This window comes from Nonomuraea sp. NPDC003707 (assembly GCF_053587055.1).
The window spans coordinates 296582-317818 of sequence record NZ_JBSFNK010000012.1 but is presented as its reverse complement, the minus strand read 5'-3'; the positions used below and the strand labels follow the sequence as shown (position 1 = coordinate 317818).

The 21237-nt window shown below is 70.0% G+C and carries 17 protein-coding genes; 6 read left to right on the top strand and 11 right to left on the bottom strand.

The window, feature by feature from the left end:
- The first annotated feature begins 9 nt into the window (after positions 1–9).
- Entirely contained in the window at positions 10–984 is a 975-nt protein-coding gene (locus ACWDRB_RS30920; protein ID WP_449899510.1) for a methyltransferase, read from the top strand.
- 62 nt (positions 985–1046) lie between these two features.
- Here the strand turns inward: ACWDRB_RS30920 and ACWDRB_RS30915 are convergent, their stop codons facing one another.
- The 5 genes from ACWDRB_RS30915 to ACWDRB_RS30895 all read right to left on the bottom strand — a co-directional run bounded on the left by ACWDRB_RS30915 (position 1047) and on the right by ACWDRB_RS30895 (position 7143).
- Complete coding sequence (locus tag ACWDRB_RS30915) at positions 1047–3551, bottom strand: PEP/pyruvate-binding domain-containing protein (protein ID WP_449899508.1); 2505 nt, start codon at positions 3549–3551, stop codon at positions 1047–1049.
- Between the two features lie 219 nt (positions 3552–3770).
- Complete coding sequence (locus ACWDRB_RS30910; protein WP_449899505.1) at positions 3771–4406, bottom strand: response regulator; 636 nt, start codon at positions 4404–4406, stop codon at positions 3771–3773.
- Between the two features lie 3 nt (positions 4407–4409).
- Complete coding sequence (locus ACWDRB_RS30905; protein ID WP_449899502.1) at positions 4410–5711, bottom strand: sensor histidine kinase; 1302 nt, start codon at positions 5709–5711, stop codon at positions 4410–4412.
- Positions 5708–6430: an ABC transporter permease gene (locus tag ACWDRB_RS30900; protein WP_357744017.1), complete on the bottom strand. Its 723-nt coding sequence runs from the start codon at positions 6428–6430 to the stop codon at positions 5708–5710. Before ACWDRB_RS30900 ends, ACWDRB_RS30905 begins: the two co-directional genes overlap by 4 nt.
- Entirely contained in the window at positions 6427–7143 is a 717-nt protein-coding gene (locus ACWDRB_RS30895) for an ABC transporter ATP-binding protein (RefSeq protein WP_449899499.1), read from the bottom strand. The genes ACWDRB_RS30900 and ACWDRB_RS30895 overlap by 4 nt, the downstream gene beginning before the upstream one ends.
- A 161-nt stretch (positions 7144–7304) precedes the next feature.
- Between ACWDRB_RS30895 and ACWDRB_RS30890 the strand changes: the two genes are divergently transcribed.
- A complete protein-coding gene (locus ACWDRB_RS30890) occupies positions 7305–8150 on the top strand; it encodes an ABC transporter ATP-binding protein (RefSeq protein ID WP_397365838.1) in 846 nt (281 codons plus the stop codon).
- Positions 8147–8998: an ABC transporter permease gene (locus ACWDRB_RS30885; RefSeq protein ID WP_449899497.1), complete on the top strand. Its 852-nt coding sequence runs from the start codon at positions 8147–8149 to the stop codon at positions 8996–8998. The genes ACWDRB_RS30890 and ACWDRB_RS30885 overlap by 4 nt, the downstream gene beginning before the upstream one ends.
- Before the next feature lie 221 nt (positions 8999–9219).
- On the opposite strand, the gene ACWDRB_RS30880 is transcribed toward ACWDRB_RS30885, so the two are convergent.
- The 3 genes from ACWDRB_RS30880 to ACWDRB_RS30870 form a co-directional block, all read right to left on the bottom strand.
- Positions 9220–9951 carry a 4'-phosphopantetheinyl transferase family protein gene (locus tag ACWDRB_RS30880; protein WP_350728276.1) on the bottom strand — a complete coding sequence of 244 codons (732 nt, stop codon included), beginning with the start codon at positions 9949–9951 and terminating at the stop codon, positions 9220–9222.
- Positions 9952–10084: 133 nt separating this feature from the next.
- Entirely contained in the window at positions 10085–10747 is a 663-nt protein-coding gene (locus ACWDRB_RS30875) for a response regulator transcription factor (protein WP_355199581.1), read from the bottom strand.
- Positions 10734–11681 (bottom strand): sensor histidine kinase, encoded by a 948-nt coding sequence (locus tag ACWDRB_RS30870; RefSeq protein ID WP_355199580.1) that lies wholly within the window; start codon positions 11679–11681, stop codon positions 10734–10736. Before ACWDRB_RS30870 ends, ACWDRB_RS30875 begins: the two co-directional genes overlap by 14 nt.
- A gap of 900 nt (positions 11682–12581) precedes the next feature.
- On the opposite strand from ACWDRB_RS30870, the gene ACWDRB_RS30865 reads away from it, so the two are divergent.
- Both ACWDRB_RS30865 and ACWDRB_RS30860 read left to right on the top strand, forming a co-directional pair.
- The gene (locus tag ACWDRB_RS30865) at positions 12582–15326 is read left to right on the top strand and encodes an AAA family ATPase (RefSeq protein WP_449899494.1); all 2745 of its coding nucleotides are present in this window, start codon (positions 12582–12584) and stop codon (positions 15324–15326) included.
- Between the two features lie 211 nt (positions 15327–15537).
- Positions 15538–16467: an aldo/keto reductase gene (locus ACWDRB_RS30860; RefSeq protein WP_449899492.1), complete on the top strand. Its 930-nt coding sequence runs from the start codon at positions 15538–15540 to the stop codon at positions 16465–16467.
- Between the two features lie 16 nt (positions 16468–16483).
- Here the strand turns inward: ACWDRB_RS30860 and ACWDRB_RS30855 are convergent, their stop codons facing one another.
- Entirely contained in the window at positions 16484–17362 is an 879-nt protein-coding gene (locus tag ACWDRB_RS30855; RefSeq protein ID WP_449899490.1) for a UbiA family prenyltransferase, read from the bottom strand.
- 209 nt (positions 17363–17571) lie between these two features.
- Between ACWDRB_RS30855 and ACWDRB_RS30850 the strand changes: the two genes are divergently transcribed.
- Positions 17572–19239, top strand: coding sequence for a 2-isopropylmalate synthase (locus tag ACWDRB_RS30850; protein ID WP_449899487.1), 1668 nt, complete (start codon positions 17572–17574; stop codon positions 19237–19239).
- 258 nt (positions 19240–19497) lie between these two features.
- Here the strand turns inward: ACWDRB_RS30850 and ACWDRB_RS30845 are convergent, their stop codons facing one another.
- Positions 19498–19707 (bottom strand): DUF5988 family protein, encoded by a 210-nt coding sequence (locus ACWDRB_RS30845; RefSeq protein ID WP_449899485.1) that lies wholly within the window; start codon positions 19705–19707, stop codon positions 19498–19500.
- A 12-nt stretch (positions 19708–19719) separates the two neighbouring features.
- Positions 19720–21132 carry an acyl-CoA carboxylase subunit beta gene (locus tag ACWDRB_RS30840; RefSeq protein WP_449899482.1) on the bottom strand — a complete coding sequence of 471 codons (1413 nt, stop codon included), beginning with the start codon at positions 21130–21132 and terminating at the stop codon, positions 19720–19722.
- Between the last annotated feature and the right edge of the window lie 105 nt (positions 21133–21237).

The window sequence follows — 21237 nt, the reverse complement described above, 5'->3', positions numbered from 1 at the left end:
AAGGATTCGATGGAGCAGGATCTGATGCGCATCCTCACCGGAGGATGGGTGGCGCAGGCGACCTTCGCCGCGGTGCGCCTGGGCGTCGCGGACGCGCTCGACGGGCGGCGCCTGGCCCCCGAGGAGATCGCCGAGGAGGTCGGCGCGCACCCGGACGCGCTGCACCGCCTGCTACGGCTGCTGGCCGGTGTGGGCCTGGCCGACGCCGACGCCGACAACAGGTACGCGCTGACCCCGATGGGGGCGCAGCTGCGCGGCGACGCGCTGGGCCCGCTGGCCACCCTCTACGGCGAGGACTATTTCGCCTCCGCCTGGGACGGCCTGGCACACGCGGTCCGCACCGGGGAGCCGGCGTTCGAGCACGTCCACGGCGAGCCCGTCTTCGCGCACCTGGCCGGCGACCCGGGCAAGGCGGCCGTCTTCAACCGTGGAATGGCGGCGGGCGCCTCGTTCTTCCGCGGCGTCCCCGACGCCTACGACTTCTCCGGCGCGCGCCGGGTGGTCGACCTGGCCGGCGGCACCGGCGCCCTGCTGGCCACGGTCCTGCGGAGCAGCCCCGCGGCGCGCGGCGTGCTGTTCGACGTGCCGGACGTGGTCGAGGCCGCGCCCGCGCACCTGGCGCGGATGGGCGTGCTGGACAGGTGCGAGCTGGTCGGCGGCGACCTGTTCGACGCCGTGCCGGAGGGCGGCGACGTCTACGTGCTCTCGCGCATCCTGCACGACTGGGACGACGAGCGCTGCGCCGTCCTGCTGGCCAACTGCGCCAAGGCGATGGAGCCGGGGGCCGAACTGCTCGTCGTCGAACGCGTCGTCGGCCAGGACTCGTACCTGCCGCTCGCGTACGACCTGCACATGATGGTGATGACCGGGGGACGGGAGCGCACCGAGGCGGAGTACCGCGCGCTCCTGGAGGAGGCCGACCTGACCCCCGGCAGGCTGCTCGACCTGCCGCTCGGGATGCGGCTGCTCACCGCCACCCGCTGAAACCGGGCCGAACACCACGAAGGCGCCGGGCTCCTGGAGAGCCCGGCGCCTTCCGCGTGGCCTCAGCTCAGGACGAGCGCCTCCTCCCGCTCCCGCGCCGACTCGCCGATCACCTCGACGCTGCCCTTGCTGCCGTCGACGCGGATCCGGTCGCCGTCCCGCACCAGCATCGTGGCGTTCCTGGTCCCGACGACGGCGGGGATCCCCAGCTCACGGGCGACGATCGCGGCGTGCGACAGGGGAGCGCCGACGTCGGTGACGACCGCCGCCGCGCGCGGGAAGAGCAGCGTCCAGCCCACGTTCGTCACGGTCGTCACGAGGATCTCGCCCTCGCCCAGCCGGTCGCCCTCCGCCACCGACGCCAGCACCCGGGCGGTCCCCTCGACCACGCCGGCCGCGCCGGGGAAGCCGCTGATGGTCTGCGACGGGGGCGCCGCCGTGTCCTCAGCGTCGAACACGTCGCCGCGCCGATGCGGGTCCGCGGCCCACCGCTCGGGGTCGAACCGGCCGCGGATGATGCCCGGGTACGGCGGCAGCGCCTTGTACAGCTCGTACGTGGCCCGCCGCCTGGCGACGTACGACAGCGGCCGGTTCCAGCCGCGCAGCACGCCCAGGATCTCCTCGACCGTCAGGAAGAACAGATCATCACCCTGCCCGGTCACCTCGCCGGCACGCAGGACGAAGTCGCGCACCATCCAGAAGCCGCGCATCATCTCCGACCGCGTCTCCTCGCGGGAGCGGACGATCGCCTCCCAGCGGTCGATCTGGCGGCGGAACTTCTCGGCCTGCCTCGGGTGGCGCTCGCGGAAGCGCCGCCAGGCCGCCGCGCTCGCCGCCTCCTGGCGTTCGAGCAGCTCGGTGGGGTCGACCGTGAGGGCGGCCAACTGCTCGTCGATCCACGCCGGGTCCTCCACCGGCCGGGCGGCCGAGACCTCGAACTCGTCCGGGCAGCGGTGCCCGTACCTGCGGACGTACTCCTCGCGGGAGATCTCGCCGCGCTTGAGCCGGGCCAGCCCGAGCAGCGGGCCGAGGCTCTCCAGCCGGCCGTCCCGGGCCTGGATGCCGGACATCAGCACGGTGGCGTCCGCCTCCCCGACCAGCTTCGTCAGCCGGGCGCCGAGGTAGACCAGCGAGCCGGCGTCCTGGCGGGCCGCGGCGGCCAGCATGCGGTTGCACTCGTCGAACCTGGGCTCGATCTCGCTCTGCCAGAGCGCGACCAGGTCGTCGCTCTCGGCGATCATGGCGCGGAGCTCCTCCGTGCGGCGGGGCGCGTCCGCTATGTACTCGGGGATCCGCTCCACGAGCTTCTGGATCTCGCGCCGGCCGCCCGCCATCGGCCTGGCCGCCCTGAGGGTCTGCCAGCGCGACATCGGCAGCAGCGGGGTCCCCACACCCTCCGGCAGCCTGCCGTAGATCGGCTCCTGGGAGTCCTTGATCTTCTTGGTCATGCCGAGGGCCTTGCCGAGTGAGGCGGTCAGGCTCATGTTCATGTAGACGCGGCCGCCGATGTTGCCGCAGATGGGGTGGCCGCCGAGGTCGCCGACGACCATGATCTCGGCGATGAACGCCTGCACGAGCGACCAGGTGCACGGCGTCATGACGCTGGGGATGGCCTCGCCCAGGTTGCCGTTGGTCCACAGGTAGTCGCCCTTGAGCGAGTCGTTCCACACCTCGCGCTGGCCGGTGATCGGCCTGGCCTGGAGGATGTGCGGGCGCCCGTCGTGCAGGGCCCACTCGATGTCCATCGCGCGGCCGTACAGCTCCTCGATCGCCAGGCCCAGCTCGGCCAGCCGGGTCGCCTGCGCCGAGGTCAGGACCGGCTCGTCGCGCCTGGCGGGCGGGACGGGCTCCTCCCGGGTGCCGTCCGGGGTGCGCACGGTCATGACGGCCTTGGACGCGATGCGCTCCTCGACGACCGTGAGGCCGGCGCGGTCGACGGTGATCGTGTCGGGCGTGACGAGGCCGCCGACGACCGCCTCGCCCAGACCCCATGCGGCGTTGATGGTCAGCCGGTCGTGGGGGGAGACCCGGTCCTCGGTGAACAGCACGCCCGCGGCGTCGGCGGGTACGAGCTCCTGGACGACGACGGCGATGGCCACCTGGTCCCGCGGGATGTCGTGGCGGTCGCGGTAGGCGATCGCCCGGTCGGTCCAGAGCGAGGCCCAGCAACGCCTGACCGCGTCCAGGAGCTGTTCGGCGCCGCGGATGTTGAGATAGCTGTCCTGCTGCCCGGCGAACGACATCCCCGGCAGGTCCTCCGCGGTCGCCGACGACCGGACGGCCACCGCGGCGTCCTCGCCCAGCGTGGCGTACGAGGCCAGAATGTCCTCGGTGATCTCCGGCGGGATCTCGCACCCGGCGAACAGCGCCTGGATCTCCTCGGCGTCCCCGGACAGGATCGCCTCGCGCAGACCATGGCGGGCCACGAAGTCGCGGTAGGCGCCGGTGGTGACGTGGAAACCCGCCGGCACGGGCAGCCGAGCCCTGGCCAGGCGCGCCAGGGACTCCCCCTTGCCGCCGACGATCTCCAGCTCGGCCCTCGGGTCGGCCAGGGCAAGCGTGTTCATGAGCTCATCTCCAAATCCTTCCGGACGATCTCCAGGAACCGATTCGGCGGCACGCGAAAGAATTCATCAGGGGGAAAGGAAATGCGGTGGCCACATTTGACACACCGCTTGACTCGTCGCGTCCGGGGCGGGAAAGGTGCCCTCGGGTAGAGATGGAACGGCCGCCTGTTCCACGGTACGAAGCGGCCGGAGGGGCGGCACACCCCTAGGTGCCCTTAATCAGCTGTCGACGCCCGGCCTGAGCAGGCCCGTCTCGTAGGCGGCAGCGACGGCGGCCGCACGGTCGTTGACCTCGAGCTTGGCGAAGATGTGCAGCAGGTGCGTCTTCACGGTGGCCTCGGTGATGAACAGCCGCTTGGCCACGTCGCGGTTGGTGGCGCCCCGGGAGATGAGCGACAGGACCTCCAGCTCACGGCGGCTGAGAGGCTGCTGGCGCGGCGCGCGCAGCTTCTGCGTCAGCACGCCGGCCACGGAGGGGGACAGCACGGTCTCGCCGCGCGCCGCCGCCTGCACGGCGCGGCGCAGCTCGGCGCGCGGGGTGTCCTTGAGCAGGTAGCCGGTCGCCCCCTCCTCGATGGCCGGCAGCACGTCCACGTCGTCGTCGAACGTGGTCAGCACGAGCACGCGGACGTCGGGCGCCTGCTCGCGCAGCCGGCGGATGAGCTCCGCGCCCTTCATCCTCGGCATGCGCAGGTCGGTGAGCACGACGTCGGGATTGGTGCGCTCCACCACGGCCAGCGCCTCGAACCCGTCACCCGCCTCCCCGACCACCTCGAACTCGTCGTCGGTGAAGATTCCGCGCAGCCCGTCGCGGACGACCGGATGATCGTCCACGATGATCAGCCGAATCGGCATGTCTCACCCGGCGTTTCTGGATCGGTCGGATGGCTCGAGGCCCGTTTCGGCGGGGATGGCGGGGACGGCGGCGGAGATGCCGGTGCCCTCGCCGGGGGCCGACTCGATCTGGAAGTCGCCCGCCAGCCTGGTCACGCGCTGGCGCATGGACAGGAGGCCGAAACCGCCCGCCTCGGAGGCGGGCGCGGCCGGCAGGCCCGGTGGCTCGGGGGCGAAACCGGCTCCGTCGTCGCGTACGTCCAGCACCACGACATCTTCCATGTACGACAGAGTGAGGGCAACTCGTCCGGCGGAAGCGTGCTTGGCGACGTTCGCCAGCGCCTCCTGCGCCACCCGCAGCAGGGTGATCTCCACCTCCGCGTGCAGCGGCCGGGCCTCGCCCGTGACCTCCAGGGACGAGGCCACGCCGCTGGCCTGCGACCATTTGCCGGAGACGTCCTGGAGCGCGGCCGGCAGCTGCGACTCGGCCAGCGGCGCGGGGCGCAGGGCCTGCACCGACCGGCGGGCCTCCTTCAGGCTGTCCCTGGCCAGCATGCGAACCGTGTCAAGGCGGGCACGAGCCGCCTTGACGTCGTCGAGCGCCTCCTCGGCGGCCTCCACCTGGGTGACGATGGCGGCCAGACCCTGCGCGATCGTGTCGTGGATCTCCCTGGCCAGCCGCTGCCGCTCCCCGACCACTCCGGCCTCGCGGGCCTTGGTCAGCAGCTGGGCCTGCAGGTTCGCGTTCTCGGCCGCGAGGGCGGCCAGCCTCGCGCCGGTCTCCTGGAGCTGCGCGATCATCACCCTGCGGCTCTCGTTCTGGTCGGAGATGGTCTGGACGACCAGGCCGACCGCGGAGGCGACCAGCGCGGCCACCAGGAACGAGAAGAGCATCTGGCCCGGGCTCCGCCCGGCCTCCGGCCGCATCGAGACCAGCACCCCCGCGGTCGCGACCACCCCGGCGTAGGCCCACCAGCGGGGCAGCAGCGCGAAGGACTGGATGAACACCGCCGGGCCGGCCACCGTGAACACCGAGTCGATACTGACCAGCGCCCCGATGGCGGCGAGCAGGACGGCGAAGTAGACGAGCGCGACGAGGTGGTGCTTGATCCACTCCGGGTGCGCGCCGACCATGAACCAGTGCCAGGCCATCGCGAACAGCGCCAGGACCAGCGTGTCCGGCCGCCAGTTCTGCAGCAGGGAGAAACCAGCCGGAAGCAGGATGAAAAGGTAGGGCAGATAGGGCCAGACCCGGTCCCATCGTGAAGGGCCGGGGCCGGTGGAGGTGACCACCGGCCCCGGCCCTTCACGGTCGACGCTGCTCACCACCGGAAGGCCTTGATGGCGACGCCGCCGGCCACGAGGCAGATCGCGAGCATGACGGCCAGCGAGATCGGGGACATCGCCTGGCCCTCCCAGCCGGCGCGGATGGCCTGGACGGCGGGTGCCATGGGGGTCAGGTCACCGATCGCCCGCATCGAACCGCCCATGCTCTCGCGGGGGATGATGGCGCCGGAGATGAAGACCATCGGGAAGAACAGGCTCAGCCCGATCACGGTCGCGCCGCGGCCGGAGGGCACCACCGCGCCGAGCAGGAAGCCGATGGCGCTGAGGCTCAGCGCGGCGAGGAGCCACGCCACGACCACGCCGCCCACGTTGGCGGGGGCCGACGCGCCGTAGACGAAGAAGCCGATGGCCACCAGCAGCGCCGTGCCGAACACGGCCAGCAGCATGTGAGCGACCCACTGCGCGCCGAACAGCATGCCGGGCGAGGCCGGCGTGGCCCGCAGCCGCTTCAGCACCAGGCGCTCCCGGTACTGGGCGACCGTGGCCGGCAGGATGACCAGCGCGGCCATGCCGATGACGAACGTGGTCAGCATGGGCACGTTGGCGTCCGCCAGCGACAGCCCGCTGGGAAGGGACCCGCCGTTGCGCAGCTTGACCCAGAGCATGATCGCGGGGAAGGCCAGCGCGAAGAACGCCGACATGGGGTCCCGTGCGATCAGCTTGAGCTCGACCGCGATGACCTGAGTGATGCCTCTCATGCCGCCTGCCCTCCCGTCAGAGCGAAGTACGCGTCCTCGAGCGATTCGGTACGGCCCTGGGCCTTCAGCTCGCCCGGGGTGCCGTGGGTGATGACGCGGCCCTGGTCGATGATCGCCATGCGGTCGCACAGCGCCTGGGCCTCGTCCATGAAGTGGGTGACCAGCACGACGGTCACCCCGCGGTCGCGGATCTCGCGGACCAGGCCCCACGTCATGCGGCGGGCCGAGGGGTCCAGACCGGTGGTGAGCTCGTCGAGGAAGACGACCTCCGGGTTGCCGACCAGGGCCAGCGCGATGAACAGGCGCTGCTTCCAACCGCCCGACAGGCTCCTGAAGCTGGAGCGCTGCCGCTCGGTCAGCCCCCACTCGTCCATGAGCGCCCTCCAGTCGGCGGGCTTCTCGTAGAAAGAGGCATACATCTTCAGCGCCTCGCCCACCTTGAGCGCGTCCGGCAGGGCCGCCTCCTGCAGCTGGACGCCGACGCGCGGAAGGAGCCGGCGCCGGTCGGTCTGCGGGTCGAGGCCCAGCACGCGCAGCACACCGCCGTCGCGCTGCCGCAGGCCCGCCATGCACTCCACGGTCGTGGTCTTGCCCGCGCCGTTGGGGCCGGCGATCCCGAAGACCTCGCCCTTTTCCACCTTCAGGGATACGCTCTCGAGAACCTGCTTGCCTCGGTAGCTCTTACTCATGCCCTCGATTTCGATGACTGTCATGTTTACAGAATCATCGGTGGCCGCGACTTGCGACATCCTCCGAACGGTTGATAGGGGGTCAGCTCCTTGATTTGGGGTCCGACCTGCGGCTTAGACGTTTGACCAGGTGAAACCCTAAATAGGGGTGTCGGTGGCGGAGCCGATCCCCAACCCTGATGGGTATGAGCGATACAGCGGTGCGGGTACGTGAGCTGCGCAAGCGATATGGCGACGTGGTCGCCATTGACGGCGTCGACCTGGACATCGCCAGGGGTGAGGTGTTCGCGCTCCTCGGCCCCAACGGCGCAGGCAAGACGACCACTGTTGAGATCCTCGAAGGGCACCGCCGCCGCGACGCCGGCGACATCAGCGTGCTCGGCGAGGACCCCGGCCAGGCCGGCAGGGCCTGGCGCGCCAGACTCGGCATCGTGCTGCAGTCGGCCACCGACGCCGCGGAGATGACCGTCCGGGAGATGGTGCACCACTACGCCACCTACTACCCGAGCCCGCGCGACCCCGACCACGTGATCGAGCTCGTCGGGCTCACCGGCAAGGCCGACGTCCGCACCCGCCACCTCTCCGGCGGCCAGCGGCGCAGGGTCGACGTGGCGCTCGGCGTCGTGGGCAATCCCGAGCTGGTCTTCCTGGACGAGCCCACCACGGGGTTCGACCCCGTGGCGCGCCGCCAGTTCTGGGACCTGATCTCGCAGCTGTCCGACGAAGGCACCACCATCCTGCTGACCACGCACTACCTGGACGAGGCCGAGGCGCTGGCCGACCGGGTGGGAGTGATCGTGGGGGGCAAGGTCGTCGCGCTGGGGGAGCCGGCCACGCTGGCCGGCCGCGCGCAGGCGATGGCCACCGTCAGCTGGGCCGGCCCGGACGGGGAGCGCAGCGTGAAGACGGCGACGCCCACGCAGGTCGTCGCCGAGCTGGGCCGCCAGTTCGAGGGGGAGATCCCGGAGCTGGCCGTGACCCGGCCGACCCTCGAAGACATCTACCTCGGCCTGATCGGAGACCAGCCGTGACAACCACGATGTCGAGACCGACGACTCGCATCCCCGCCGCGAGCTCGGTGAGCCTGCCCGGCGCCTGGGGCCTGGCGCTCAAGCGCGGCGGGCTGGAGCTCAGGAGCTTCTTTCGCACCAAGAGCCAGTTCATCGTCATCTTCTCGCTCCCGGCGATCATGCTGATGCTGCTCGGCGCGATGCAGATCAACAAACCGGCCATCGCCGGGATCACGGGGGCCCAGATCCTCACGGCCGGCATGATCGGCGCCGGCGTGATGGGCACGTCCTTCCAGAACCTGGGCATCAACATCGCCCTGGAACGCCATGACGGGACCCTGAAGAGGCTCTACGGCATGCCGCTGCCACGGATGGCGTATTTCGGCGGGAAGGTCATCCAGGTCCTGGTGTGCATGGTCGCCGAGGTGGCCATCTTGGTCACGGTGGGAGCGCTGCTGTTCGGCATCCAGGTGCCCACCTCTTTCGACCGGTGGCTGACGTTCACCTGGGTCCTGCTGTTGGGTGGTACGGCCTGCGCGCTCCTGGGCATCGCGGCCGGCAGCCTGCCGAAGTCGACGCGCGGGGCCAACGCGGTGATCACGCTGCCGTTCCTCATCGTGCAGTTCTGCTCCGGCGTCTTCATGCCCTTCTCCGACGTGCCGGGCATTCTCCAGTTCTTCGCGTCGCTGTTCCCACTCAAGTGGATCACCCAGGGCATGCGCTCGGTGTTCCTGCCGGAACACGCGGCCGCGCTGGAGCCCTCCGGCTCGTGGCAGCTCCCGATGACCGCCCTCGTGCTCGGCGCCTGGTGCGTCGGCGCGCTGCTGCTGTGCCTGAAGACGTTCCGCTGGACGGCCAAGGACAGCTGACCTCGAATCCTCGTGACGGTGGCGGGTCGCCTGAACGCCACCGTCAATCGCATGCCCGGCCTCTGCGCCGGGCTTTCGCGTCGGTGGGTCCTCACGTGCCGCCGCCGGAGCCGTTCATGCGCCTAGTGGTCGCGGGGAGAGGAGGGCGCGCGACACGCCCGGTACCCGGCCGGAGATACGGAATCGGGCGCGGCAGGAGTGGGCCGCGCCGTCCGGCCGGGTCAGGCCTTGACGGGCTGGGCGGCGGGGCGCCTGTGCGCCGCGCGGTGGCGGCGGGTGGCGGGGCCGGAGGCCTTGACGATGGCGGTGACGATGAGACCGTCCTGGGCCTTCCACGTGCCGGAGAAGCCCATCAGCTGCCGGCCCTCCACGTGCGGCCCGGTCACCAGGAGCCGGGCGGAGAACGTGCCCTGCACCGGGTTGAAGGTGAGGATCGCGTCCTCGAAGTCGAGCCACCGCTTCGCCAGCGGGAACCAGGCCTTGTAGACCGACTCCTTCGCCGAGAACAGCAGGCGGTCCCAGGCGACGTCCGGGTAGTCGGCGGCGAGCGCGCTCAGCGACTTGCGCTCCTCAGCCAGGGAGACCGCTTCCAGGACGCCGTAGGACAGCGGCTGGTTGGGCTCGGCGTCGATGCCGATCGTGATGGTGTCGGTGCCGGGGCTGAGGACGGCGCCGCGGTAACCGGCGCAGTGGGTGATGCTGCCCACGAAGCCCGTCGGCCACTGAGGTTCACCGCGCACGCCCGGCAGGATGGGCTGCTCGGGCAGGCCGAGCAGCCCCATTGCGGTCCTGGCGCACATGCGTGCCGTGGCGAACTCCTTGCGCCGGCTCTCCACCGATCGGCTGATCACCTCTTCTTCCGCAGGGAAGAGCACCGCGTCGTGGTCGTCGAACGTGTCGACCGCCACCACCCACGGCGGGAGGATGCTCCCGATGAATGCATTGGTGTTCACAATTCCACGCTAGGCAGGGCCTTCGCGGAAGAAAATGTTCGGGCGCTTCTTCTCGGGCTCTCCGGAGACGGTTGCGGGGTGAACCTACCCCGGGAAGGGGGTCTGATTTATACAGATATATGGCGATTTAGGGTTAGTTGTCGGATCGTGTCCGTGATGGTGTGATCAGTGAGGCGTCGATCGCCCGGTTGACGGCGTCGATGCGCGAGGCGGCCCCGAGCTTGACGAAGATGTTGCGCAGGTGGCGCTTCACCGTGGCTTCCGTGGTGTTGATGCGGGCGGCGATCTGCCGGTTGCTGAGCGCCTGCGCGGCCAGCTCGAGGACCTCCCGTTCCTTGCTCGTCAGCACCTCGGACGGTGTGCTCTCCATCTGGGCGAGGCTCTCGCGGGAGACGGCGAGCACGACCCGTTCCGGCTCGTCGTGCACGCTGCGGATGGCCGACACCAGCTCGTGCCAGTGGACGCTCTTCAGCAGGTATCCGCGGATGCCGGCGGCCAGGAGCCGGTGCAGCAGCTGCGGTCCGTCGTACATGCTCAGGATGATGATCTGCGTGTTCGGTGACTGGATGCGCAGGCGGGTCACGGTGTCGGTGGCGGAGTCGCCGGGGATCTCCACGTCGAGCAGGAGAATGTCCGGCTTCTTGTCGGCCACCATTTTGAGCGCGCCGCTGGAGGTGCCGGCCTCGCCCACCACGACCAGCCCCTCCTGAGACTCCAGGATCTCCCTGAGGCCCTCGCGGAACAGCGCGTGGTCGTCCACGATGGCCACTGTGGTCGGTTGCTCACTCCTGATCATCGGGTCGCCTCTGGATGGGCACCGCGAGGTCGACCCTTGCCCCCTTGCCGGGTTCGCTCACGATGTTGACCGTGCCGCCGAGCAGCTGGGTGCGTTCCCGGATGGAGGACAGGCCCAGGCTGCCCTTGGGCGCCTGCTGGCTCGGGTCGAAGCCGCAGCCGTCGTCGATCACGGAGGCGATCAGCTCGTGCGGCGCGACGTCGATCCTGATGAAGATGGTCGAAGGGTCTCCGTGGGTGAGCGCGTTGCGGGCCGCTTCGCGCAGGATGAGCAGGCACTCCTCGCTGACGATCGGGGGCGCCCAGCTCTGGTCGCCGTTGACGACGAGCTCGACCTGTACGTCGTCGGTCCCGATCACGTCCAGGTAGCCGAGCAGTCCCTTCTCCAGGGTCCTCCCGTCGGGAGGGTGGAGGTCGGAGGTCACCTGGCGCAGGCTGCACATCGTCTCCTGGATGGCCTGCTGCGCCATTTCCAGCTTGGCCAGCGCCTTGGCCGGCTCGGACGGCCGGTAGAGGTTCGACAGCTCCAGCTGGCGCTGGGCGACGCTGAGGCTGTGCCCGATGCGGTCGTGTAACTCCCTGGCGATCCGGCGGCGCTCGGCCATCTGCGCCTCGGTCACCTGGTTCAGCAAGAACCCGGTGTAGCTGCTTGAAGCCTCTCTGATCCGCAGGGAGATGCTCTGTTCCAGAGCCGTCACCACAAGCCTGAGCAGCCTGGCGGCCTGGGTGTCGTCCTGAAGTCGGTGACTAAGAGTAGTGAATGCGGCGCGGAAGAAGACCGACGCGGCCAGGAGGGACTCTCTCGGGTGGATACCGGCGGACGCTCTGGACACGCCGATGTCCCAGGACAGGAAACGGGACGTCTCGTCGTCGAGCAAGCGACCTGCTCGCAGCGTGCCGGCCATCTCCGTCAGGATCTCGCCCGCGTTAGCCATGACCTGGGCTTTCGTGTGCTGATCCCTGATCAGTACGCTGCCGATCGAGGCCAGTCCCTGCTCGTACTTGCTCAGTATGTCGGCTCGACACTCCTCGATAAGATTCGCCGTCCCCGTGGCATCATGCTCGCCCCTTTGCGCAATTTCTCCCACCATGTCCCCTTGGAAATGCACGAATGCTTACATCTTGGGTCAACACTGATGAGTAGGCAACTGTATGAACATAGGCCCCGATGCGCCGCGGGCTGCGCTCCGGGCCCGCGAGCCCTGTGACCAGTGGGAACGCCTGCGACGTAGGAATGTCAATATTTCGTGACTTAGGGTGCCCTATCTCGTGGCGGCTCGGCGGGGGCCTCCGGGGAGCGGGGAGGCGGGGCTGATCTTGTGCTCACCGTCCAATAGGGGTCGTTTGTGAGATGTGAAGCCGCCGCGGTCGGTAAGGCCCAGATCGACATGAGCACGGCTCGCATTGGCGCTGCTCGGTCAATGTTTACGCGTGGGTAATAAATGATTCAAGCGCTTCGCCGGGACGGCCGGGCCCTGGCCCACCCCTGGGCCGCGGGGCCGCGGACGGTGGCCCAGGGCCTGGTGCCGCACCGAGGCGCCGCACCGAGTCGACCGCCCGGCCGATCGACTCGGACCACCCGTTGGTCCGAAAGTTGGAGACGGACTGGTCCGTATGGAGCGGCGGACGTTATTAAGGATAAGCCATATTGTGGGCACCCCGAACTGACACCTAACGTGATGACCGTCAACCCATAACCGGATACGGAAGAGGTTGAGGGTCATGCGGCAAGTCCGACGGATCGTGAATTCGAAGCCGAAAAAAGAGCTGAATGGCTCCTTGGACCTCAGAACCCCTTCCGGCCGGAAATTGCCTTTCTAAAAGGGGTGTCCAACATGGGGCTGTACGAAAGAGACACCGCCATGGCCTCCATGCAAGGTCTCCTCACCGAGGCCGTGGGCGGCAAGGGCCGGGTCGCAATGGTGACGGGAGTCGTTGCGACGGGCAAGAGCGACCTCCTGCACGCCTTCGCCGAGCAGGCTCTGGAACACGGCGCGCTGCCGCTGGTGGCCTCCGCCACCCGGGCGGAGAGCGACCTGCCGCTGGGCGTGCTCGGCCAGCTCTTCCAGAACGCGCCGTTACAGGAAGACGTACGCGCGCTCGCGGCTGACCTGCTGCGAGAGGGCGCGCAGATGGCCTCCCCCGCGAAGGGGGAGAGCTTTGAACAGGTGGACGCCCAGATCGTCCACTCGTTGTCCGCGGTGCTGCTCTCGCTCGCCGAGCGCCACCCGCTGGTGATCGTCGTCGACGACGTCCACCTGGCCGACAGGGCCTCGCTGCTCTGCCTCTCCTACCTCGTCCGCAGGGCCAGATACTCCCCGCTCATGGCGGTGTTCGGCCAGACCGACTACCGGCCGCACACCCACGGCTTCTTCGCCACCGAGATGCTGCGCCAGCCGCACTGCACAGCCGTAAGGCTGGCGCCGCTGTCGTACGACGCGGTGGTGAGCATGGCGGCCGAGCACCTGGGCGAGGCGGCGGCCGAAGCCGTCGCACCGGACTGGTACGCGCTGAGTGGCGGCAACCCGCTCCTGCTCAGGGGCCTGATCGAGGACTTCGGGACGAGCGGCGGCGCCCCCGCCGAGCGTTACGGCGAGGCCGTGCTGTCCTGTCTGCACCGGGCCGACCCCGCGCTCCTGCAGGTCGCCGGCTGGCTCGCGGTGCTGGACGACCCGGAGCTCCTGCAGCGCCTGGTCGACGCGGACGGCACGACGGTCGCCCAGGCCACCCGCTGGCTGGAGACCGCCGGGCTGCTGGAGTCGGGCCACTACCGGGCCGAGATCGCCAGGGAGACGGTGCTGGCCGAGCTGGGCGACGAGATGCGGCGCAGCGTGCACCGCAGGGCCGCCGAGCTGCTGCACCTGGAGGCGGCCGACGACGTCGCGATAGCCGAGCACCTGGTCGGCGCCGACGCCACCGACCTGCCGTGGGCCGTCCCCGTGCTGGAGGCCGCGGCGCTGCACCGGCTGGACGACGGGTTCGTGGACGAGGCCGTCGACTATCTCAAGCTCGCCTGGCGCTGCTGCACGGACGAGCGGCGGCGTACGACCATCGCCACGCTCCTGATGCGCGCGGAGTGGCGCATCAACCCCAGCACCCCGGCCGAGCACATAGCCGAGCTGACCGACGCCCTGCACAACGGCACCCTGCGCGGCAGCGACGCGGTCGTGCTGGCCAGGGCGCTGCTCTGGCACGGCAAGGTGGACGACGCCTGCCAGGTGCTCGAACACCTGAAGGAGAGCGGCGACACCGAGCCGCAGACCGTGGCCGAGCTCGTCGGCACCCGGTTGTGGCTGCGCGCCTCGGCGCCGCCGTTGCTCGCCCACGTCAACAGGGCGACCACCGAGCAGAACAAGGAGGCCGTCCTACCGGTGCGGGTGAGCCGGCGGCTGGAGGCGATCAACGCTCTGACCTCGGTGCTCACCCGCGGTCCCCGCGAGCGCACCCTGTCCACGGTGGAGCGGATCCTGCACAGCTCCCGCCTGGACGAGATGTCCATGGACACGGTGGAGAGCTCGCTGCTCGCGCTCACCTACGGCGGCTGGTCGGACAAGGCGGCGCCGTGGTGCGACGCCTTCATCGAGGAGGCGCAGTCCCGCAGCGCGCCGGCCCGCCGGGCCCGGCTCACCGCGATCCGCGCCGAGATCGCCATGCGGCGCGGCGATCTGGAGACCGCGGCCTCGTCCGCGCGCCTGGCCCTGGAGCTCATCCCGCCGGCCAGCTGGGGGGTGACCGTGGGTTCCCCGCTGGCCAACCTGATGCTGGCCAGCACGGCCATGGGGCAGTACGACCAGGCGCTCGCCCAGGTCAACACCGCGGTCCCGGAGGCCATGCTGCGCACCCGCTTCGGGCTGCACTACCTGCACGCCCGCGGGCGCTACCACCTGGCCGTGGACCATCCGGCGGCGGCGCTGCGGGACTTCCGCTTCTGCGGCGAGCTCATGGGCGAGTGGGAGATGGACACGCCGGGCTTCATCGCCTGGCGTGCCGACGCGGCCGAGGCGCTCATCCGGATGGGCGAGCACGACGAGGCCCGTTCCCTGGTCGAGGAGCAGTTGTCGCGCTGCGGCCCCATGGCCTCCCGTACGCAAGGGGTCGCGCTGCGCCTGCTGGCCGCCACGAGCGAGCTCCGGCACCGGCCCATGCTGCTGCGGCAGTCCACGGACCGGCTGCAGGCCTGCGGCGACCGCTACGAGCTGGCCCGGTCGCTGTTCGAGCTCACCGAGGCGTTCCACAGCGTCGGGGAGTTCCGCAGGGCGGGGATCATCGCCAGCCGTACGCGCATCCTCGCGCAGGAGTGCGGCGCCCAGCCGCTGAGCCAGGCGCTGGCCGGTGACGGCTCCTCCGCCGGCGACGGGCAGAACGCGGAGATCAGCAAGGTCGTGGCGATCCTCAGCGACGCCGAGCGCCGGGTCGCCGGCCTGGCCTCGGTCGGCTACACCAACCGGGAGATCGCGGCCAAGCTGTTCATCACGGTGAGTACGGTGGAACAGCACTTGACGCGCATCTATCGCAAGCTCGGAATCACTCAGAGATCGGATCTTCCCACCGATCTGGAGCTGAGCCCGACCGTCCGCTAACCCCTCCCAGATCCTGCCCACCGCGCGGAGTCCGCGCGGTGGGCAGCGCCATTAACTGGGTGTATAACTGATCGTTGCGTTCTGTGTCAGGCGGCTTAAACGGGAAAGATTCTCCCCTTATTCATCCGCCCACAGGGGGGATAGGGGTTGTGGCACAATCGCGGCCCGCAGATCGTATGTATAACGTGACGGCCAAATGGAGGGGAGTGTCGTGGACAGCAGAAGGCTGGGCGATGCGGGGCTGATCACCTCGTGTCTGGGCTTCGGGTGTCTGGCCCTCTCAGGCGTGTACGGCGACGTGGACCGCTCGGAGTCCCTGGCGTTGATCCACTACGTTCTCGACGTGGGCGTGACGCTGCTCGACATGTCCGACGACCAGGCCGACGGGGAGGTCGAGCGGCTCGTCGGCGAGGCCGTCCGGCCCTGGCGCGAGGACGTGCTCCTGGCGACGCGGACCGTCCGGCGCGGCACCGGCTGCGGCGAGCTGGCGCAGTCGTGCGACGCCTCGTTGAAGCGCCTGGGCGTCGACTACGTCGACCTCTACATCGCGAGCCACGAGGAGCCGTCCGTACCGGTCGAGGAGACCGCCCACCAGTTGGCGGACCTGGTGACCGCGGGCAAGGCCCGCCACGTCGGCCTGTCGGGGGTGACGGGGGACGAGCTCCGCCGGGCGCACGCGGTCCATCCGGTGACCGCCCTGGCGATGGAATACTCCCTTTGGCACCGTACGGTCGAGCTCGACCAGCTGCCGGTGGCGCGCGAGCTCGGGATCGGCGTGCTGGCCGGCCGGCCGCTGGGCCGCGGCTTCCTGACCGGGCGTAGCCTGTCGCCCTCGCGGCTCGGCCCGGCCGACCCTCGCCGGGCGGATCCCCGGTTCTCGCCGCACAACCTCCCGCGCAACGGCGCGATGCTCCGGCGGCTGCAGACCGAGGCGGCGAACATGGACGTCAGCACGGGCCGCCTGGCCCTGGCCTGGTTGCTGTCGCGGGGGCCGGACGTGGTGCCGGTGCCCAGCACGCGCGACCCGGTCCATCTGGAGATGAACGTGGGTTCCGTCAGGCTCCTGCTGACCGAGACGGTCTGCCGGCGGGTGGAGGAGGCCTTCCCGCCCGGCTCGACCGGCGCGGACTGCGCGGTCTGATCGGCCGGTCCGCCTGTCAGATGAGGAGGAGCGGCAGGATCGCCAGGCCGTGCAGCGCGTACTGGGTGGCCATGAAGGCGCCGTACGGCTCGCGGCGGCGGCCCTTGAAGCACAGGACCGTGATGACCAGTGCCCCGCCGATCATGGCGAGCGCGGACGGCCACAGCGGGAGCTTCAGCAGCAGGACGGCCGCGGCGAAGGCCAGCGCCAGCCCGATCGCCATGCAGCAGATCGTCAGCCGCAGGACGCGCTCGCCGTGCATGACCGCGAAGGTCATCCGCCCGGCGCGGGCGTCGCCCTCGATGTCGGGCAGGTCCTTGGTCGTCGAGCCCACGAGAGCGGTCCACAGTGACGCGGCGAGCACGAAGACGACCAGCATCAGCGAGCTCCTGATCTCGCTCGCGTAGGAGAAGGCGCCCCCGTAGTAGGTGAGCAGGGTGGCCACGCCTCCCGTCAGGACCGTGCCGCCGGAGCTGCGCTTGAGCGGGAACGGCGGGCCCGAGTAGAGGTAGCCGAGCGTCAGCACGACGGCGAGCATGCCGCCCATCAGCGGGGCGAGCGCGAACCCGGCCGCGAGCGACAGCAGGGCCGCCCCGATCGCGACCGCGCTGGCGAAGCCCGGCGGTAGGTCGCCGCGGACGATGGGCCTGCGTGAGCCGTTGAGCCGGTCCTCCGGCACGTCCATGACGCCGTTGAAGAGGTAGACGGCGAAGATCATCATCACCCATGCCGCGGCGCCCCAGACCGTTCTGCCCAGGTGGCCGTCGTCGCCGGCGACCGAGGCGCACAGCGCCGTGCCGGTGAGGAAGCGCAGCAGGAAGATGAACTGCACCGTAGGCCGCGCCTCCGCGAAGCACAGACCGCCTCGCCGGATCGCCGGTTCGATAGTCGCCATGATCGGAGTGTGCAGGGCCGGCAGGGGCCGGAGAAGGGGGGTGCGTCGAAAGATACCGGGGGCGCGCACTCTCGATACCCCTGCGGAATCCCTTGGTCAGGACCGGCACTCTCATGATCCCCGACCTGTTCGCGGGCCCGTCGCCGCTTGTACGTTGAGTGCGGAGATCTCCTAGAGCCACACCATGAGACCTGCGAAGGAGATTCACGATGGCCCCGACCCGTCCCGTCGAGCGCTATTCGAACTTCACCCCGCTGGCCCTGCCCGACCGTACCTGGCCGGACAAGAGGATCGTGGCGGCGCCCCGCTGGCTGTCGACGGACCTCCGCGACGGAAACCAGTCGCTGGCCAACCCGATGTCGCCGGCCCGGAAGCTGCGGATGTTCGAGCTGCTCGTCGACCTCGGCTACAAGGAGATCGAAGTCGGATTCCCCGTGGCCAGCCAGGACGACTACGACTTCGTCCGGATGCTCATCGAGCAGGACCGCATCCCGGACGACGTATGGATCTCGGTGCTCGTACCGGCGCGGGACGAGCTGATCGAGCGCTCGGTCACCGCGCTGGCCGGCGCCCCCCGCGCCACGTTCCACCTCTACAACGCGACCGCGCCGTTGTTCCGGCGCGTGGTGTTCAACATGGACCGCGCCCAGTGCAAGGACCTGGCCGTGCAGGGCACCCGGCTGATGATGAAGTACGCCGAGCGGGACCTGGCGGACTGCGACCTGCGCTACCAGTACTCGCCCGAGCTGTTCAACGAGACCGAGGCGGACTTCGCCCTCGAGGTCTGCGAGGCGGTCATGGACGTGTGGGAGACCGGCCCCGGCCGCCCGATCATCCTGAACTTCCCCACCACCGTGGAGCGCTCCCTGCCCTCGGTGTTCGCCGACCAGATCGAATGGCTGGACCGCAACCTCTCCCGCAGGGAGCACGTCTGCCTGTCCATCCACCCGCACAACGACCGCGGCACGGGGGTGGCCGCGTCCGAGCTGGCGCTGCTGGCCGGGGCCGAGCGCATCGAGGGGTGCCTGTTCGGCAACGGCGAGCGGGCGGGCAACGTCTGCCTGGTGACGCTCGGCATGAACATGTTCACCCACGGGGTGGACCCGGGGATCGACTTCTCCGACATCGACCGGATCCGCGACACCGTCGAGCTCTGCAACGAGATCCCCGTGCACCCCCGGCACCCTTACGGCGGCGAGCTCGTGTACACCGCCTTCTCCGGTTCGCACCAGGACGCGATCAAGAAGGGCTTCGACGATCTGGAGCGGGCCGCCGGTGAGAGCGGCGTCGAGGTCGACGAGATGCCGTGGAGCATGCCGTACCTGCCGGTGGACCCCAAGGACGTCGGGCGCACGTACGAGGCGATCGTGCGGATCAACAGCCAGTCGGGCAAGGGCGGCATCGCGTACGTCATGAGCGCCTGGCACGGGATGCGGCTGCCCCGCGAGCTGCAGCGGGAGTTCGCCGGGCTGGTCCAGGCCCGGGCGGAGGCACGGGGCAGCGAGCTGACGCCCGACGAGATCTGGGCGCTGTTCGAGCAGGAGTACCTCACCGGCCAGGCCCGGACCGACACCCTGGGGCGGGGCGACCGGATCACCGCGACGCTCCACATGGACGGCCAGCAGGAGCAGGCCGTGCGGGCCATCGGCGTCACGATGGCGCCCTGGGGCGTCGACGTGCGGGCGGTGCACCGGGCCGACGGCACCGAGCGCGTCACGAGCATGAAGACGACGGTCTACGCCGAATGCAAGGTGGACGGCACGACGGTCTGGGGCGTGGGCGTGGACACCAACGTGGTCGACGCGACCCTGGCCGCGGTCGGCTCGGCCGCCAGGCGGAGCGGCCGGACGGGGGTCACGCTCGCGAACGCCAGCTGATGCCGGAGGACACGCCGACGGCCGCCGAAAGGCGGCCGTCGCGGCGTTTTTACGTGAAAAGCAAGAGCGAGAGCCACCGTCCATTTGATTTAGGGCGGTGGCTCTCGTTCTGCTGGGGGCTTCGCAAAAGGGGAAGTGCCGTCTAGTTCAATGCCTCACCTCTCCGGCGGGATAAACATCCGTCAAACCCGACTACTCATATTGAATCGCCGGTCCGGCTGTTTTCCCACCCCTAGCGGACCCTTAGGCGGTCACCCGTCACTCGGCAATGGCCGTCCGCATGATCCAGTGGTAGGCGGGCACCTCCTGCCCGTCCACGCGCGTGCGCTCGCCATTGTGGAGAAAGTGCTCGTACCCGCTGCCGAAAGGCAGTTTGATCTTCTCGCAGAACTTCGCGATGGTCACGATCCGCTGCTCGGCCGGGAGGTGGTTCGGTCCGCCGACGAGCATTACCTTGATGTTCGACATGGTCTCCTCGATTCAGAGCGGGATATTGGAGTGGCAGCCGCGGTCCTGCGGTGCCGATGCCAGTGCTTCCGCCAGCCGGAGCCGGGTCTCGAGAGGCGAGACGACCGCGTCGACCACACCGAGCGACATCGCCCGCTCGACCCCGCCGGCCGTCCGCCGATGCTCTTCCACCAGTCGCGCGTGCAGGTCCGCCTGCTCGGACTCGGGCACCGCGGCCAGCCGCTTGCGGTGCAGGATGCCGACCGCCGCCTCGGCCCCCATGACCGCCACCTCCGCGTCGGGCCAGGCGTACACCGCGGTCGCGCCCAGCGACCTGGAGTTCATGGCGATGTAGGCGCCGCCGTACGACTTGCGGGTGATGAGCGTGACGCGGGGGACGACCGACTCGGCGAAGGCGTGCAGGAGCTTGGCGCCCCGCCTGACCACGCCGCCCCACTCCTGCTGGACGCCGGGCAGGTAGCCGGGCACGTCGACCACGACCACGAGCGGGACGCCGAGCGAGTCGCACATCCGCACGAAACGCGAGGCCTTCTCCGCCGAGAGCGAGTCGAGGCAGCCGCCCTTGCGCAGCGGGTTGTTGGCGATCACGCCCACGGCCCGCCCGCCCAGCCGGCCGAGCCCGATCACCATGTTGGGGGCCCAGCGGGGCTGGAACTCCAGGAACTCCGGGTCCAGGAGCTCGCGGAGGACCGGCCGGACATCGTAGGCGCGGCGCGGCTGCTCGGGGAGGAGGGCCCGCAGGTCGCGCGGCTCGCTCAGCGCGGCGAAGTCGAACCGGCCGGGCCGGGTGAAGAACCCCGCCAGCAGGCGGGCCCGGTCGTAGGCCGCCTGCTCGGAGTCGACCGTGATGTGCGCGACCCCCGATTTGGGGCCGTGCGCCTCCGGGCCGCCGAGGCCCGCCATGTCGATCTCCTCGCCGGTGACGCTGCGGACGACGTCGGGCCCGGTGATGAAGACCCGCGCGACGTCCGACATGATGATCACGTCGGTCAGCGCGGGCCCGTAGGCGGCCGCGCCCGCGGCCGGTCCGAGGACGACCGAGATCTGCGGGATCAGGCCGGAGGCCGCGGTCATGGCGGCGAACATGCGGCCGACGCCGTCCATCGACTCCACGCCGTCGGCCAGCCGGGCACCGCCGGAATGCCACAGGCCGATCACCGGGCAGCGCCGGCGGACGGCCAGCTGGATGGCCTCGACGATGCGATTCGCGCCTGCCCAGCCCAGCGCGCCGCCCATGCGCGTCGCGTCCGTGCAGTAGGCGATGACCGGCGAGCCGTCGATCAGACCGTGTACGGCCTGCACGCCGCTCTCTTCGTCGCCGGGCATCGGCACCATGGAGCCGGGATCCAGGAGCCGCGAGAGGCGTGCCGATGGCGTCCGCGGATCGAGTGGTGCTTCCGTGGGAAAAGCGGTCAGGACCGTCATCGTTGTCCTTTCGCAGGTATCTGTCCTTCGAATTTCCCGACCGACCCCTATCCCGGACAACCCCTACTGCCTCGTACCTCTTACCAGGGGGTGGCTCCGATATAG